This window comes from Mesorhizobium sp. CO1-1-11 (genome assembly GCF_020164995.1).
Classification (GTDB): Bacteria; Pseudomonadota; Alphaproteobacteria; order Rhizobiales; family Rhizobiaceae; genus Mesorhizobium; species Mesorhizobium australicum.
Window position 1 is genome coordinate 79,741 of the sequence record NZ_JAIUHE010000004.1, and the last position, 16,447, is coordinate 96,187.

General features: G+C 63.1%; 14 protein-coding genes and 1 other RNA gene. 7 read left to right on the forward strand and 8 right to left on the reverse strand.

What is annotated here, in order from left to right; translation table 11 throughout:
* Positions 1 to 8: 8 nt before the first annotated feature.
* Positions 9 to 926, reverse strand: a complete 918-nt coding sequence (locus LB554_RS05640; protein WP_224583471.1) for a DMT family transporter — start codon at positions 924 to 926, stop codon at positions 9 to 11.
* A gap of 307 nt (positions 927 to 1,233) precedes the next feature.
* On the opposite strand from LB554_RS05640, the gene LB554_RS05645 reads away from it, so the two are divergent.
* Positions 1,234 to 2,454: an alanine racemase gene (locus LB554_RS05645; RefSeq protein WP_224583473.1), complete on the forward strand. Its 1,221-nt coding sequence runs from the start codon at positions 1,234 to 1,236 to the stop codon at positions 2,452 to 2,454.
* Between the two features lie 94 nt (positions 2,455 to 2,548).
* Here the strand turns inward: LB554_RS05645 and LB554_RS05650 are convergent, their stop codons facing one another.
* Both LB554_RS05650 and LB554_RS05655 read right to left on the reverse strand, forming a co-directional pair.
* Entirely contained in the window at positions 2,549 to 3,727 is a 1,179-nt protein-coding gene (locus tag LB554_RS05650; protein ID WP_224583474.1) for a lytic murein transglycosylase, read from the reverse strand.
* 287 nt (positions 3,728 to 4,014) lie between these two features.
* Positions 4,015 to 4,815, reverse strand: a complete 801-nt coding sequence (locus LB554_RS05655; RefSeq protein WP_224583477.1) for a GH25 family lysozyme — start codon at positions 4,813 to 4,815, stop codon at positions 4,015 to 4,017.
* A 288-nt stretch (positions 4,816 to 5,103) separates the two neighbouring features.
* Between LB554_RS05655 and LB554_RS05660 the strand changes: the two genes are divergently transcribed.
* Positions 5,104 to 6,483, forward strand: coding sequence for a serine hydrolase domain-containing protein (locus LB554_RS05660; protein WP_140873318.1), 1,380 nt, complete (start codon positions 5,104 to 5,106; stop codon positions 6,481 to 6,483).
* Positions 6,484 to 6,511: 28 nt separating this feature from the next.
* Here LB554_RS05660 and LB554_RS05665 read toward each other — a convergent pair whose 3' ends face one another.
* The 5 genes from LB554_RS05665 to LB554_RS05685 all read right to left on the reverse strand — a co-directional run bounded on the left by LB554_RS05665 (position 6,512) and on the right by LB554_RS05685 (position 12,932).
* Positions 6,512 to 6,820, reverse strand: coding sequence for a HigA family addiction module antitoxin (locus LB554_RS05665; protein ID WP_015317189.1), 309 nt, complete (start codon positions 6,818 to 6,820; stop codon positions 6,512 to 6,514).
* A gap of 8 nt (positions 6,821 to 6,828) precedes the next feature.
* Entirely contained in the window at positions 6,829 to 7,125 is a 297-nt protein-coding gene (locus LB554_RS05670; RefSeq protein WP_140873320.1) for a type II toxin-antitoxin system RelE/ParE family toxin, read from the reverse strand.
* Positions 7,126 to 7,288: 163 nt separating this feature from the next.
* Complete coding sequence (locus LB554_RS05675) at positions 7,289 to 7,954, reverse strand: class I SAM-dependent methyltransferase (protein WP_140873322.1); 666 nt, start codon at positions 7,952 to 7,954, stop codon at positions 7,289 to 7,291.
* The gene (locus tag LB554_RS05680) at positions 7,951 to 9,249 is read right to left on the reverse strand and encodes a DUF3419 family protein (protein ID WP_224583478.1); all 1,299 of its coding nucleotides are present in this window, start codon (positions 9,247 to 9,249) and stop codon (positions 7,951 to 7,953) included. Before LB554_RS05680 ends, LB554_RS05675 begins: the two co-directional genes overlap by 4 nt.
* A gap of 32 nt (positions 9,250 to 9,281) precedes the next feature.
* Positions 9,282 to 12,932 carry a hydantoinase B/oxoprolinase family protein gene (locus LB554_RS05685; RefSeq protein WP_224583480.1) on the reverse strand — a complete coding sequence of 1,217 codons (3,651 nt, stop codon included), beginning with the start codon at positions 12,930 to 12,932 and terminating at the stop codon, positions 9,282 to 9,284.
* 183 nt (positions 12,933 to 13,115) lie between these two features.
* Between LB554_RS05685 and LB554_RS05690 the strand changes: the two genes are divergently transcribed.
* The 5 genes from LB554_RS05690 to rnpB all read left to right on the forward strand — a co-directional run bounded on the left by LB554_RS05690 (position 13,116) and on the right by rnpB (position 16,375).
* Entirely contained in the window at positions 13,116 to 13,328 is a 213-nt protein-coding gene (locus LB554_RS05690) for a hypothetical protein (RefSeq protein ID WP_015317194.1), read from the forward strand.
* A gap of 161 nt (positions 13,329 to 13,489) precedes the next feature.
* Positions 13,490 to 14,209 (forward strand): J domain-containing protein, encoded by a 720-nt coding sequence (locus tag LB554_RS05695; RefSeq protein WP_224583482.1) that lies wholly within the window; start codon positions 13,490 to 13,492, stop codon positions 14,207 to 14,209.
* Positions 14,206 to 14,961, forward strand: a complete 756-nt coding sequence (locus LB554_RS05700) for an N-acetylmuramoyl-L-alanine amidase (protein WP_140615614.1) — start codon at positions 14,206 to 14,208, stop codon at positions 14,959 to 14,961. The genes LB554_RS05695 and LB554_RS05700 overlap by 4 nt, the downstream gene beginning before the upstream one ends.
* Positions 14,962 to 15,173: 212 nt before the next feature.
* Entirely contained in the window at positions 15,174 to 15,911 is a 738-nt protein-coding gene (locus tag LB554_RS05705; protein WP_015317197.1) for a lytic transglycosylase domain-containing protein, read from the forward strand.
* A 64-nt stretch (positions 15,912 to 15,975) separates the two neighbouring features.
* Positions 15,976 to 16,375: RNase P RNA component class A (rnpB, locus tag LB554_RS05710), an RNA gene on the forward strand.
* Positions 16,376 to 16,447: the final 72 nt, after the last annotated feature.

Here is a 16,447-nt window from a genome sequence, read left to right on the forward strand (position 1 = left end):
GCCGAGCTCTAACGCCGTCCGAACACTCGCCCGTCGATTGTCAGAAGACCAAGTCCGATCAGCACCACACCGCCGATCTCAAACGATTCCAGCCGCTCGCCAAGGAAAAGAAAGCCGAGCAGCATGGCACTGGCCGGCACGATCAGCGTGACCAGCGAGGCGTTGGTTGCCCCGGCCGAGGCGACGAGGTTGAAGTAGAGGATGTAGGCGAAGGCCGTCGAAAGAAGCGCCAGCGCCAGCACCGCCGCCCACACCGGCGCCGAGGCGGAGAACAGGCCGGCCGGGCCATGGGCGAAGAGCACGACCGGGATCATGATGATGGTCGAAGCCGTCAATTGCCCGGTGGCGACGACCGGCGAGGGCACGCCCTTGAAACGGCGGGCGACCATCAGCGCGATACCATAGGACAGCGAGGCGCCGATCAGCGCGAATTTGGCCCAGACAGGGCCGCCGAGCCCCGCCAGCAGGCCGGGACCGATCATCACAGCGGTGCCGGCGACACCGAGCCCAATGCCGGCGAGCTTGTTCCAGGACAGCTTTTCATCTGATGTCAACGCATTGGCCAGGAGCAGCGTCCAGAACGGCGTCGTGGCATTGAGGACGGAAGCGACGCCGGCCCCCAATTGGGTTTGACCGGCAAAGATCAGCGAGAACGGGACGACATTGTTGGTGAAGGCCAGCAGGAAGAACAGGCCGGCATGCGGCAGAGCGGCGCGGAAGGACGGTCCGCGCAAGCCGAGATAGAGCTGCAGGGCTATCGCCGCGATGGCGACGCGAAACAGCACCAGCACCAGCGGTTGAAGCTCCGCCACCGCGATGCGGGCGAAGAAGAACGAGCCGCCCCAGATGGCGCCGAGCAGCAGCAATTGCCCCCAGTCCCTGACCGTCATCGGTCCGCGTGGCGCAGATGCAGCGGTCACTGCCATATGAATCCTCTCCAGACAGCCGGAATGCCAGCCGACAGGCGGAAGCCATATCTGGTCCGGGGGCAAGGGCCACCCGAAACCCGACCGGCAGCCAAGCCTTTCGGCAAAGGCCAGTGCCGTGCCGTCAGGAGCACGAGACACAGAATTGTTTTCGTTGCAGCACCGCGCGCCTCCAGAGATGCGCAAAGGACGCTTGCAAGGCTCATCCCTGGCGCATGATCCCTTCCGAAGTCGAAATTACCTTTCGGGGTCATGCGCTAGCCGCTAGCTTGGATTAATTGTGCGAGCTGAAGTCGAGGATTCGTCCATGCAGCGATTCGAGAATGCAAGCGAGGCTGCACTGGCGCTTCGCCCGGACGACCCGGTCTACTGCTTCCGCCCGCAGGTCTTGAAGGCGGATGCGAAGCAGTTCATGGGCATGTTCCCCGGCAAGACCGCCTACGCGGTCAAGACCAATGGCGAGCAGATCGTGCTGAAGACGCTGGTCGAGGCCGGCGTCACCGCCTTCGACGTCGCTTCACCAGGCGAGTTCGCCGCCGTGCGCGCCGTCTCGCCCGATGCGGAGATGCTCTACATGCATCCCGTCAAGGCGCAGTCGGACATCAAGCTGGCTTTGGAGAAATACGGCATTCGCGTCATCTCGCTCGACCATGAGGACGAGATCACCAAGCTGACCCGCGTGGTGCGGGCGCTCGATATCGACCCGGGCGCGGTCAGCGTCTTCGTGCGTGTGCAGACAAAGGGCCATGCCGCCTACGAGCTGTCCAAGAAATTCGGCGCCGGGCCTGCCTATGCGGTCGAACTCGCCGAGCGGCTGAACCGCACCGGCTACAAGGTCGGCCTGTGTTTCCATGTCGGCAGCCAGATCGAGGATCCCGACACCTATGAGCGGGCGCTGGCCTCGGCCGACTGGGTGCGCAACCGGCTGACCTTCGACATTGCCGGGCTCGATGTCGGCGGCGGTTTCCCGGCCGAATATGGCCATGATCCCAACCGCAAGCAGATCGAAATGCCGTCGCTCGGCCAGATCATGTCGCGGCTGTCAGGCGACCTGAAGGAGTACCAGTTCGATCAGATACCGCTGGTGGCCGAGCCCGGCCGGGTGATCGTCGCGCGCTGCCTGTCGCTGATCGTGCGCGTGCTGTTGCGCAAGGGCAAGCGGCTCTACATCAATGACGGTATCTGGGCGTCGCTGTCGGATTCGTGGACCGGCAAGATCACGCTGCCGGCGCGGTTTATCCCCGATCCGGCAATCCGCACGCGCAATGGCGACGAGAACAAGATCGTACCGTTCAAGGTGTGCGGGGCGACCTGCGATTCCGTCGACATCTTGTCGCGGCCGTTCTGGCTGCCGGAAACCGTCGACACCGGCGACTGGATCGAGATCGGCCATATCGGCGCTTACTCGCTGTCGCTCAGAACCCGCTTCAACGGCTTCTATCCCGACACCTTCGTCGAGGTCACGACGCCCTTCGACGAGGGCGACGCGCCGGTGGGGTTTGCAAGTTTGGAGACGATGGCGGATTAGGAAAAAAGGGGTGAGTAGTCAGTAGTCATGAGTAGTCCAGTAGCCAGCAGGGAATCTCTATATCTCACTACCCATTACCCACTACTCGCTCTCTTCACAATTTTCCCAACAGCTCCGGCGTCGGCCAGCCATCCACCGGCAGGCCAAGCCGCATCTGTTCCTTTCGGATGGCTTCACGGGTGTTGGTGCCCAAAATGCCGTCGACGGTGCCGACGTCGTAGCCCCTGGCCTCGAGCTTGGTCTGCAGTTCTTTCATCTGCTCATTGTTGAGGCCGGGCTCGGGATTGCGCGGGTCAAGCGGCGGCGCGCCCGCCAGCCGCGCGGCGAGGTTTGCCGCCGTCAGCGCGTAGGTGAAGGACTGGTTCCATTCGAGATAGACGTCGAAATTCTCGTAGGTGAGGAACGCCGGGCCCTTGCGGCCCATGGGCAGCGCCAGGCCGGCCTTCAGCCCCTTGTCGGCCAGCGGCGAGCCGTCGGGATTGGTGACGCCCCACTGCGCCCACTGTGTCAGCGGCAGCTTGTTGGTGCGCCCGGTCTGGTCCCACGGCATCTCTTCGGGCACGCGCACTTCCTGGATCCAGGGTTCGTCCCGTTTCCAGCCGCGCGACAGCACCTTGTTGCCCGTGGTCATGATCACGTCGGGCACGGAGCCGCGCAGATCGATTTTGCCGTCGCCGTCGCCATCGATGCCCCGCGCGAGATAGTCGGATGGCAGGATCTGCGTCTGGCCGATCTCGCCGGCCCAGGCGCCGGTGACGTCGGCCGGCAGCACGCCGCGATCGATCAGTTCCAGGAGCGGCACCAGTTGCTGGCGGAAAAGCTGCGGGCGGCGGCAGTCATGCGACAGCGTCACCAATGCGCTCAGCGTATGGAAATCGCCCTGCACGGCGCCGAAATCCGTTTCAAGCGCCCAGAAGGCGGTGATGACGGGGGCCTGGACGCCGAACTGCTGGTCGGCGCGGGCGAAGATGTCGGCGTATTTCTTCATGTTCGCCGCACCTTGCTTCAGCCGGTAGGCCGAGATCATGCGGTTGGAAAACTGGACGAAGGTTTGCGTGAAGACGCCCTGCGCACGGTCGCGCGCCAGAGCCCTCTCGTCGATCCTGGCGTCCTCCAGCGCATCAAGACCGACCGCGCCGACACCGGCAGCCTTGGCTTCCGCCGCCACACCCTGCTTCCAGGTTTCAAAATCGCCGCCGCATTCCTGCGCCATCGCCGGCAAGGCCGTGGCGCACAAGAACAGCGCCGCGAGGGCTTGGGAACGCAGTCGCATCAGCTTCCTTTCGAAACGAGAGGGCATTGTCGTGCCTGAAAGCGCAACGCCCTGAATTACCAGCGGTTGCACCCTTTAGCGCTGGCTGTGTCGAAAGCAGGCGGCAGGCCCGGTGTCAACGGCTGATCTGTCGCAATCACTATTCCCGCGGCTTGCTGCCGTTGTCACGGTGTCAACGGGTCTTCTGCCGCAACCACCATTCCCGCGGCCTCGCTGCCGTTGCCACGGTGTCAACGGGTCTTCTGCCGCAACCCCCATTCCCGCGGCTTGCTGCCGTTGCCACGGCGTCAACGGGTGTTCTGCCGCAGCCACTTGTTCCAGGCGGATTCCGAGCCGTTGAAGACGTTGATGTCGGACTTGCCGGTCATGCCGGGAACGATGCCGGTTCCGGTGTACTGCCAGAAGGTGAAAGGGTGGCTGCCATATTTCTCGCGCGGGTGTCCGGCGACTGAGCGCAGCCAGTAGGGATAGCCGCGGAAGGTCGACAGTTCATTGTCGTCGAAGAAGTCGACCGAGGTGTAGATGATCGGCTTCTTGCCGTAATGCCGCTCGACGATTTCGAGGAAGGTCGTCATCTCCGCGCGCACCGTGGCGGCGTCGGGGCGCAGCCGGCAGGTCGGCGAGTTCGGGTTCCATTCCATGTCGAGAACCGGAGGCATAGCGGAGCGGTCGACGGGGACATTCTGGATGAACCAGCGCGCCTGGGTGGCCGCCGGAGTGCAGAAATAGAAGAAATGATAGGCCGCGCGTGGAATCCCGTTGGCTTTCGTGCGCGCCCAGTGCTCGCTGAAATACTCATCGAAACGGTCGCCGCCTTCCGTCGCCTTGATGAAGGCGAAGGAGATGCCGCTGGCCTTGGCCGTCGGCCAATCGACCGAGGTCTGGTATTTGGACACGTCGGTACCATGGACGGCATAGTTCCACGGCGCACCGCTGTCCCACTCATGCGGCTTTGAATCGGCAAAGCGCGGCGCGCGCACGGCCACCGCCGGACTGCTCGACGCGGATGGCGATAGCGGCGAGAGATCGTCCACGGTCGAGCAGGCGCCGAGCAGCGTCAGCATGAAAAGGGCCGCAAGACGGCGCATCCGCAACTTCCAAGCCGGAATCAGCCGGTCGCTGATGGGTCTGTGCACTGATGGCCGAAGCTGGTCTGGCCCTCTCCAGGCGATCGCCCCACGCATCGCCTGGCATATTCGTTTTTCATGCATGTCGTGTCCCAAAACCGCTGCGCGCTTTTGGGCGACATGCATCCCTGTGATCGCCGATCATGGTTGATATCTGGTTTATGGCGCTCGACAAGAGGCCCGATTTTGCGGAAGCAATGGCGGCAATTCGATGACATAAGCGTCAGGCGAATGCCTGGGAGGCAAGGGATGCGGTTCGTCGTCAAGATCGTCAAATGGCTGCTTGGCCTGATCGTGCTGGCTATCGCCGCGCTGTTTGCCTGGCTCTATATCGCGCCGCCGGAACTGATCCGCGTCGGCTCGGGCTATTCGGCCAAGATCGTCTGCTCCAACGTCTTCATCGCCGGGCGCGATGCCAACGAGGTGCTGGCAGTCGACGTGCAGGCGCCGGGCCACCCGCTGCTGCGCTTGATGCGGGTCTCGGTCGACAAGAACCGGGGGACGGTTTCGGCCGGCCTGCTCGGCTTCCTCGGCAAGAGCGAGGCGGTTGCCCGCGACGGGTTGGGCTGCGCCTCGGTCCCCGACGGCGATGTCGGCAAGGCGCGGCGCACGGCAATCCATGCCTCGCCATCGCCGGCCAATCAGGACGCGCTGTGGCCCGAGGGCGAGCGGGTCGATGCCTCGCAAAATCTCGAGGTCTCGAAGATCGTCGGGGATGACGCGCTGGCCGGCACCGGCATGCGCGCGATCGTGGTGATCAAGAACGGCCGCGTCGTCGCCGAACGCTACGGCGACGGTTTTTCGGCCAAGACGCCGCTGCTCGGCTGGTCGATGACCAAGACAGTGAATGCCGCTATCGTCGGCACGCTGGTCAAGGATGGGAAGATGACGGTCGACAACAAGGGCCTGTTCACGTCGTGGAAGGCCGACGGCCGCGCCGCGATCAGCCTTGCCGACATGATGGCGATGTCGAGCGGGCTGGAGTTCAACGAGGATTATGGCGACGTCGCCGACGTCACGCGCATGCTCTATCTCGAACCTGACATGGCGGGCTTTGCCGCAACCAAACCCCTCACCGGTGAGGTCGGCAAGACGTTTTCCTATTCGAGTGGCACGGCGGTGATGCTGTCGCGCCTCTGGCAGGACGCGATCGGCGACAAGGCCAAGGCATTGACGTGGCCGCGCATGGCGCTGTTCGAGCCGCTCGGCATGCGTAGCGCGGTGCTCGAGACCGACGAGCAGGGCACTTTCGTCGGCTCGTCCTATCTCTACGCCACAGCGCATGACTGGGCCCGCTTCGGCCAGTTCCTGCTGCAGGGCGGTGTATGGAACGGCAACCAAATCCTGCCGGCCGGCTTCGTCGAATGGATGCGCGAGCCGGCATCCGCCTCGAAGGTCTACGGCAAGGGCCAGTTATGGATCGAAGCGCCGGGCGACGAGGAAAACCCCGGCGCCGGCGTCGCGGCCGGGCTGCCGAAGGACACTTACTGGATGGAGGGCCATGACGGACAGACCGTCGCCATCATTCCGTCTGAGCAATTGGTGGTGGTGCGGCTCGGGCTTACGCCGGCCACGTTCAACTACCGCCCGCAAGCAATGGTGGGGGCGCTCGTGAAGGCGCTGCATTAAGCGGCAGTCGGTTGCTGTAGAGTTTCTTCTAGGCCGCGGTCGCCAAAGGCTTGGCGCGATCAATCCGCGCCCGCTCCTCGGGTGAATTCATGACCTGCCAAAGATCGCTGCGGCGCTGCACGTTGAGCCAGAAATCCGGGCTGTTGCCAAAGACCCGCGCCAGAATGAGCGCGGTCGCGGCCGTCACGTTGCGGCGGTCGTTGCACAATTCGTTGACATGCTTGCGCTGAACCCCCATCGCTTCCGCCAAAGCAGCCTGTGTCAGGCCAAGTGGTTGCATAAATTCTTCCGTGAGGATTTCACCCACCGTTGCCGGCTTGCGTGTGGTCATCAACATGTGTCGTCTCATCTGTAGCTATGATCGTCGAGATGGACATCCGACGCTTCACCACGGCCGCCATTCCACCGAAAGATCAGCCGCCATTGGTTGTTGACGCGGATTGAGTGGAAGCCATCGAGACTACCACGCAACTTTTCGAAATGATTGCTCGGCGGTACGCGCAAATCCTGATCGGTCGTCGCGTCATCGATCATCTGGAGCTTGCGGAACAACCGGCCTTCAAGATCGGACGGAATGTTGCGGGAATGGATGTCTTCCACGAAAAAGGCTCGCAGCCATCCGTCCCGAAACCCGACGATCACTTTCTATCTCCAGCATGGAGATAATGTACCACCCTTTGGGTCATTCTGCAATCGCGAAGGGCGAACCCTGCTGATCGCGTTCACCGGATTGACCTTGGAATTGGAGCGTTGGGCCGCCGATGGCGAAAGCGCGCCGGGTTTTACGGCTGTTTTGTCTGCGATGTCAGATGCCGAGCTTGATCACAGCCAGCCAGGAATAACCGTGATAAAGCGTGCGGAAACGGAAGGTTGCGCCGGTTCGCTCGGCTTCCGATTCCAGAACGTCGCGCAGGGATTCACGCGGCGTGACGTGGAATTTTTTCAGCCAGCCGCGCAGCAAGGTGCGGAACCAGCCTGGCAGACCTTCCTGCTGGCCGAAATCGACGACGTGCAGCGAGCCCATCGGGGCCAGCGCGGCAAGTGCTGCCGATACCGTCTTCTCCCAGCCCGGGATCATCGACAGCGAATAGGATACGAAGACGCGGTCGAAGCTGCCTTGGCCAAACAGCGCCTTCGCGTTGAAATCCGTGGCATCGCCCCTTGCCAGCATGACGCGATCAGAGAGGCCTTCGCGGGCAACCGCAGCGCCTGCCGTCTCCAGCATTTCGGCCGAAATATCGAGGCCGAAGAAGCGCGCGTCTGGATAGGCGCGGGCGGCGAGGATGATGTTGCGGCCGGTGCCGCAGCCGAGTTCAAGTACGGTGCCGCCCGATGGCACGTTCAGTCCCGATATCAGCTTGTCGCGGCCGAGAAGGTAGTATTTGCGGGTCAGGTCGTAGATGTGGCGCTGCCAGCGGTAGACGCCGTCCATCAGTTCGGCGTGGCTGGCCGGCAGCTCCGTCGTGCTCATGCGGCGCGCTTCACATAGAGGTGGAAGCCGCCATAGATGGCCGAGCGGTCGCGGGCCGAGAATTCGCGCGAGGCCTCGTTCTGGTAATCCCACTGGTCGAGAAGCGAGGTGGAAACGCGGCCCGGCAGCAGGCTGGGCTCGGCAGCGGTGCGGAAAATGACGCGCGCCCCAGTGGAGGCGGAGCGGGTGATTTCCGACCACAGTGCATTGAGCTGGTCATCGGTCATCCAGTCCTGCGCGTCGAGCAGGATGAAGCGGTCGACGGCGCCGGCATCCTTGCCGGCGAGGAATTCGATCAGGTTGGCGTGATGGATGGCGACGCGGTCGACATTGCCGCGGATGGTCTCGTAATTGTTCTTTTCCAGATAGGCGGGCAGGGCGGCCTCGCCTGGTTCCGGGTAGCGGCGAGCAAAGGCCTGCCAGGCGAAGTAATTGTTTTCCAAGGGGAAGTCGCAGGCAAGCTTCTCCAAGCGGGCCTTAAGCACGCTGGCCATGGTGCCGTCGCCGGAGGTGATCAGCGAATCATACTGCGCCGGCGGAATGCCGAGACCGAACAGCGAGGCTTTTCGCGAGGTCGCCCATTTCAGCAGCTTCCTGTCGAAGACCGGCGCCAGCTCCTCGTTGAAGAAGCGGCGCTGTTCGCCGATATTCCTGGCTTCCATCATGCGGGCCGGGTTGACGCCGAACAATTTCGCCGTGCGGTGGCCCATGGCGATGAACAGGCCGAGCAGGCCGGTCTGGTAGAAATTGCGGTCGAAGACACCAATACGCCGGCGGCCGCGCCAGTTGCGGTGTTCCCAATAGTGGCGGCTGACCGGGTCGAGATGCGGCGCGATGAAACGGTCGTAGGCTTCCGAATTGTGGCTGGTGTCGGCGGCGCCGAAGAAGCGGAACAGGTCGCCCTGCGAAGGCAGATGGCGGACTGCCTCAAGCTTCATGCGGTTCAGCGCGATGTGAGCGGCGTTGAGGTCGACAGCGTCGATCCGTGCCGGCGAACGGGTAAGGTAGGCCAGGATGTTGCAGCCGCCGGAAGCGATGGTGACGACGCGATGACCCTGGCCAAGTTGCATCGCGTCCATGTCGACGTCAGGGTCTTCCCAGATCTGCGGATAGACAAGGCCGGAAAACAGGAAGGCGAACAGCCGCTCGGAAATGCCGGCTTTCGAAAGCGCGCGGTTCTGGTAGACCGCTTTTCCAACTTCCTTGCCGCGGCGAAAAACCAGGTCCGAGGAGACGTCCGTCATGGCAAAGTGATTCCCCATTTGCTTTGCCGCAAGCGGGTAACCCAGGGTCATGACAGGCCGGTGACAGCCTGTTGACGTCTCCCTTACAGCTTGCCAAACCCGCCCGGCGTCGGCGTCGTCACGATCACCGCCTCGCCAGCGTCGAGCACGGTCTGGTCGCAGGCCTTCAGCACCTCGACCGTGCCGTCGTTGCGGCGGACCTTGGTCGAGCCGACTTCGCCGTCGCCGCCGCCATCCAGCCCCCGTGGCGGGCGGTTGCGGTGCGAGGACAGGATCGCGCATTCCATTTTCTCGAGGAAGCGGATGGTGCGTTTGGTGCCGTCGCCGGCGTTCCATTTGCCCTTGCCGCCCGAGCCTTCGCGGACGTGAAAATCCTCCAGCACCACGGGAAAGCGCAGTTCAAGCACCTCCGGATCGGTTAGGCGCGAATTGGTCATATGGGTGTGCACGCCGGAGGTGCCGGCAAAGCCGCGGCCGGAGTTCATATGGCCGGCCGGCGAGCCGGAACAGATGGTCTCGTAATATTGGTACTTCTTGTTGCCGAAAGTCAGGTTGTTCATCGTGCCCTGCGCATTGGCCATCGCGCCCATGGCGCCGAACAGCGCATTGGTTACGTGCTGCGAGGTCTCGACATTGCCGGCGACGACGGCGGCAGGATAGGCGGGCTTCAGCATGCAGCCGTCGGGAATGACGATGTTGATCGGCCTGAGGCAGCCGGCATTCATCGGGATCATGTCCTCGACCATGACGCGGAAGGCGTAGAGCACGGCCGCGCGCGCCACCGGCTCAGGGGCGTTGAAATTGTTCTTCATGACAGGCGACGTGCCGGTGAAGTCGACGGTCGCCTCGCGCTTTTGGCGATCGACCGTGATCTTCACCTTGATGACCTGGCCGGTATCGGTCGGATATTCATATTCCGACGTGTCCGGCAGCCGCTCCAGCACCCGGCGCACGCTCTCGGCGGCATTGTCCTGGACATGGCCCATATAGGCCTCGACGACATCAAGTCCGAAATGGGAGACCATCTTGCGCAGTTCGGCGACACCCTTCTCGTTGGCGGCAATCTGTGCCTTGAGATCGGCGATGTTCTGGTGCGGGTTGCGTGCGGGGTAGCGATGATCGGTGAGCAGCGTATGCAACTCCGTCTCGCGGAATTTTCCGCGGTCGACGATGCGGAAATTGTCGAACAGAACGCCTTCCTCGTCGACCGTGGTGGCGAGCGGCGTCATCGAGCCCGGGGCGGTGCCGCCAATGTCGGCATGGTGGCCGCGCGAGGCCGCCCAGAAGAGGATGTTTTTCCTGATGTCGTCGAACACCGGCGTCACCACGGTGATGTCGGGCAGATGCGTGCCGCCATTATAGGGGGCATTCAAGGCAAAGACGTCGCCGGGATGGATGTCGCCGGAGTTGAGCCGGATGATGGTTTCGACCGAACGGTCCATGGAGCCGAGATGCACCGGCATGTGCGGCGCATTGGCGACCAGCGCCCCGGTGTGGTCGAATACGGCGCAGGAAAAATCCAGCCTTTCCTTGATGTTGACGGAATAGGCGGTGTTCTGCAGCGTCACGCCCATTTGCTCGGCGATCGACATGAAGAGATTGTTGAAGACTTCGAGCATCACCGGATCGGCTTGCGTGCCCAGGGCAGCGGCGCGCGCTTTCTTTTCCGTGCGGCGTATAACGACGTGATTGAGGTTGGTGATTTCGGCCCGCCAGCCCGGCTCGACGACGATGGTCTGGTTTGGCTCGATGATCAAGGCGGGGCCGGCGACCAGATTGGACGGTCCGAGGGTCTCGCGACGGTAGACGCCAGCTTCATGCCACTGGCCTTCCGTGTAGATTAGCCGGGTCTCGGAAGCGGCTGGATGGACCCTTGCCGGTCCGGCAGGCGCATGGGCCTCGGCGCTGGTCTGGCCGGTTTCGGTGCCCTCGACGCCGACGGTCTCGACCACCATCGGCTTGTCGTCATAGACGAAACCGAATTGCGCTTTGTGGGCGATTTCGAAATCGCGCTTTGCCTGGAAGATCGAATCGTTCTCAAAATTCACCGGGAGGGTCGTGTCGGTGCCGTCATAGCGAATGTGCAGCACCGGCCTGGTGGCAACCGCGTCCTTGGCGATGCCTTGCGCCGCCAGTTCCGCGATCACGGCCTTTTTCAAGGTGGCGATGAGGCCGCCAATCTCCGTTCTGGACTCTTCGGCGAGCGGCTTGAGCAGCGCCTGCTGGCGCGAGGCGAACACGGAGGCCAAGCCGATGCCATAGGCCGAAAGCAGGCCGGAGAAGGGATGGATCAGCACGGCCTCCATGCCAAGCGCGTCCGCGACCAGGCACGCGTGCTGTCCGCCGGCGCCGCCGAAGCAGTTCAGGAGGTATTCGGTGACGTCGTAGCCGCGCTGTACGGAAATCTTCTTGATCGCATTGGCCATGTTCTCGACCGCGATGGTGACGAAGCCCTCAGCGACCGATTCGGGCGGCCGGCCATCGCCGATCTCGGTGGCAAGTGCCGCGAATTTCGCAAGTACGGTTTGCGCGTCGAGCGGCGCGTCCTGGCCGGAACCGAAGATCGACGGGAAGAAGTCGGGCTGCAGCTTGCCGAGCATCACATTGGCATCTGTGACGGCCAGCGGCCCGCGGCGCCGGTAGGCGGCGGGGCCGGGATTGGCGCCCGCGGAGTCCGGTCCGACGCGGAAACGGCCGGCCTCGTAGTGCAGGATCGAGCCGCCGCCGGCGGCGACCGTGTGGATGCGCATCATCGGCGCGCGGACGCGCACACCGGCGACTTCGGTGTCGAAGGCCCGTTCATACTCGCCGTCATAGTGGGCGACGTCGGTGGACGTGCCGCCCATGTCGAAGCCGATGACCTTGTCGAAACCGGCGAGCTTCGCCGTCTCGACCATGCCGACCACGCCGCCGGCCGGGCCCGACAGCAATGCGTCCTTGCCCTGGAACATGTCGGCGGCGGTGAGCCCGCCAGAAGACATCATGAACATCAGGCGAGGGGATTCGTTGTTTTTTCCCGCCGCACCCGGTTCTCCCGCCACCCCCAGTTCTCCCGCCACCCTTTGCACATAGCGCGACAGGATCGGCGACAGATAGGCGTCGACCACCGCGGTGTCGCCGCGGCCGACCAGCTTGATCAGCGGCGAGACCTCGTGGCTGACCGAGACCTGTCCGAAACCAAGCTTGCGGCAGACCTTGGCCACCGCCTTCTCGTGATCGGGATATTTCCAGGCATGCATGAAGACGATCGCCACCGCATCGATGCCATCGGCTTTCGCTTGTTCTATGGCCGGCCGGCAGGCTGATATGTCGAGCAACCGTTCGACGCGGCCGTCGGCGAGCACACGCTCGTCGACCTCGATGACGCGCTCATAGAGCTGTTCGGGAAGGATGATCTCCTTGGCGAAGATGTCCGGTCGCGCCTGGTACGCAATCCCTAACGCATCGCCAAACCCCTTGGTGATGAGCAACAACACGCGGTCGCCCTTGCGCTCCAGGAGGGCGTTGGTGGCCACGGTCGTGCCCATCTTGATGTCGCCGATCAGGCTGGACGGGATCGCGGCGGCCGGTTCAAGGTCGAGCAGGTCGCGGATGCCCTGAATGGCCGCATCGGCATAGGCCTCAGGATCCTCCGACAGCAATTTGCGCGGATGCAGCCCGCCTTGCGGGTCACGGCCGATAATATCGGTGAAGGTGCCGCCGCGATCGATCCAGAAATCCCATTTCGCGGTCATGCGGCTGTCTCCGGTATTCGTTTTCGTTATCGTTGTTAAAGCGCCCAAGCGCCGGCAGCAATGTCGCCTGCATGCCATTGATGTTACAGGCGGAAACGCAACGTTATGAAACCCATGGCCGTCCGGGGCATTTCTCCTTCGACCGTTCACCGCAACGTGAACGTGTGTTGAAGGAGAGACGTAATGAAAAAGCTCATTCTTGCTTCGGTGTCCGCCCTGGCCCTGCTGGGCGTTGCCGCCTGCAGCGACAGTGGCACAGGCACTGACAACACCACCACGCAGAGCACCAATCCGCCGGCTGCCGAGCAGCCGATGAAGCCTGCGGCCCCGGCCGATAATTCGACCAAGCCTGCCGAGCCGGCTCCGGCAACGCCCGCTCCTGCGCCCGCGCAGTAGTTTGTAAGCAGTAGGTGTCTTGGGAGGAAGGCCGGCTTCATGCCGGCCTTTTCTCGTGGAGACTGGGCTCGGGACCGTCGACCGTCGGAGGTCACGGACCCGACAGAGAGTGGCCGTTATTGGCTTGATAGCGGGGACCGGTTGGCTCTATGAAGCTGGCCATGTCGATTTGGGACCGCCTCGGCGACTTCATCACGCGCGTTTCGTCTTCGACCACGTCAGGCGTCGCCGACGTGGTCGAAGCTGTGCGCACGGTTTTCTCCGGCGATGCCGACCTGCGCCGCCGCGTCGCCTTCTCGGTGGCGATGATCGCGCTGTCGGCCAAGATGGCCAAGGCCGACGGTATCGTCACCCAGGATGAGGTGCGCGCCTTCCAGGAAATCTTCGAAGTGCCGCCGAAGGAGACGCGCAACGTCGCGCGGCTGTTCGATCTGGCCCAGCGGGATGTGGCCGGTTTCGAAACCTACGCCGAGCGCATGGCGCAGCTCTGCGGCTCCGGGCACTCCAATTGCGTGATGCTGGAAGACATACTCGACGGCCTGTTCCACATCGCCAAGGCCGATGGGCTGGTGCATGAGCGCGAAGGCATCTTCCTGCACCGTATCGCCGAGATCTTCCGTATTGACGAGACGCATTACGAATCAATCATGGCGCGGCACGTCAATCTTGGTACCGGCGACCCCTATGTCGTCCTCGGCATCGAGCGGGGCAAGCCGTTCGAGGAGGTCAGGAAACGCTATCGCAAGCTGGTGTCGGACAACCACCCGGATCGGCTGATCGCGCGCGGGCTGCCGCAGGAATTCATCAAGATCGCGACGACCAGGGTCGCGGCGATCAACGCCGCCTACGAGATGATCGAGCGGGGTCTGCGGCACGCATGAGCGGCTTCCTGCCCGACGAGCCAAGCGCCGAGGTCAGGGTATCGCCGAATTTCGGGCCAAGGCGCGACGCGCAGAAGCCCGACATGATTGTGCTGCACTACACGGGCATGGCTACCGGGGCCGCGGCCGAAGCCTGGCTGTGCGATCCGGCGAGTGAAGTCTCGTCGCATTATCTCGTCCATGAGAATGGTCACGTCGTGCAGATGGTGCGGGAAAGCGATCGCGCGTGGCACGCCGGCCAGAGTTCCTGGTTCGGACGCACCGACATCAATTCCTGCTCGATCGGCATCGAAATCGTCAATCCCGGCCATTCACTGGGCTATCCCGGCTTTCCGAAACGTCAGATCACGGCGGTCATCGAGCTGTGCAAGGGGATTGTCACGCGGCACGCGATCACCCCCCAGCGGGTGTTGGCGCACTCCGACGTGGCGCCGGGGCGCAAGATCGATCCCGGCGAGAAGTTCCCATGGGCCGCGCTGTTTAAGGCCGGTGTCGGTCATCTCGTGCCGGCCGCTCCCGTCAGGCGCGGAGCCGCGCTGAAGTCCGGTGACCGCGGTGCCGATGTGGAGACGCTGCAGTCGATGCTGTCGCTTTATGGCTATGGCGTCGAGATATCGGGCATTTTCGACGACCGGACACGAATTGTCGTTGAGGCCTTTCAACGGCATTTTCGACCGCGCCGGATCGACGGAATCGCCGACGGCTCGACGATGCGCACGCTGCAGAAACTGCTTGCTTCCGCGAGGAATTGACCTCAGGTCAAGAGCGGGTCCAAGTAATCCTCGCTGGTCATAAAGTTACAAACTGTCACTGAAAGTGACTTGCCTCGCCTTCATTGGCGCCAAATCGGACTTCAAAGGGCGTTTCGTACAGTTTGTCGGACGTCCATCCCCCCGGGTGTTCCGATATTGATCAAGCGATGCCACGCGAAGATCTTCGCGTGGCCCCAACAGAACAGGATCACATGCAGAAATTGACCGTTTTAACGGCAGCTCTTGCTGCCGGGGTAATGAGTTTTGCCTTCAGTGCGGCCGACGCCGCGCCGTTAAGTCCACGGGCCGACCAGGGCCTCGTCGCGGCATCCGCCAAAGGCAAGGCCATTTCGGCCAAAAGCAACAAGACGACGAAGCAGGTTTCCGCGAAAGTGGAAAAGGCAAGCTGGGCCAAGGCAAGTGGGACCAAGGCAAGTAAGACCGGGGCAGGGAAATCCTCCGCCAAGAGGCAGACAAAGCGCGGCCGCAAAACCGTGGACATGACGACGACAGCATCGATCGGTCTCGGCAACCTCGCTGCGGCGACCGCGGCGGTGACGAGCGGTGGCCAGTATTCCGCGATTGTCGGCCGCTACGCGGCGACCTACGGGGTTCCGGTGTCGCTGGCCCAGGCCGTGATCAAGATCGAAAGCAACTACCGGCCGAATATGGTCGGCGGCGCCGGCGAGATCGGACTGATGCAGATCAAGCCGGCAACCGCGCGCATGATGGGTTACAGCGGGTCGGCCAAGGGCCTGTTCGATCCCGACACCAACATCAAATACGGCATGAAGTACCTCGCCATGGCGCGCGACCTCGGCGGCGGCACGACCTGCGGCACCATCCTGAAATACAATGCCGGCCATGGCGCCACCCGCATGAACCCGGTTTCGGCGGCCTATTGCAGCAAGGTCAAGGTCCAGTTGGCGGCTGTCGGCGCACCGGCTTGACAAGAACCGGGCACGACGGCTTTTTCGGTTGCGTTTTGCGGTGTGAACCCCTTTATACGCCCTGCCAGCTGGCCGGGCGGCCGCACCCGCAAACGCCGAAAGGCCGCGGGTGAGGAAAGTCCGGGCTCCATGGAAACACGGTGCCGGTTAATGGCCGGCGGGGGCGACCCCAGGGAAAGTGCCACAGAAAGCAAACCGCCACGACTTTGTCGGGGTAAGGGTGAAAGGGTGGGGTAAGAGCCCACCGCGCGACTGGCAACAGGAGCGGCACGGTAAACCCCACCGGGAGCAAGACCGAATAGGGGCGGTGCGAGGGGGAACCCTCGAGGGCTGTTTCCGGCCCACCGTCCGGGTAGGTTGCGTGAGGCGCATGGCAACATGCGCCCAAGATGAATGGCCGCCACGTTCTCGCCTCGCAAGGGGCGAGGGCCATACAAAACCCGGCTTACAGGCCAGCTGGCAGTTCCTCTCCACGACATCTGGGATAAAGCCTTTGGTGCCAGAAGGTTACGCCCATGGGCGCAGCTTCTGATTCA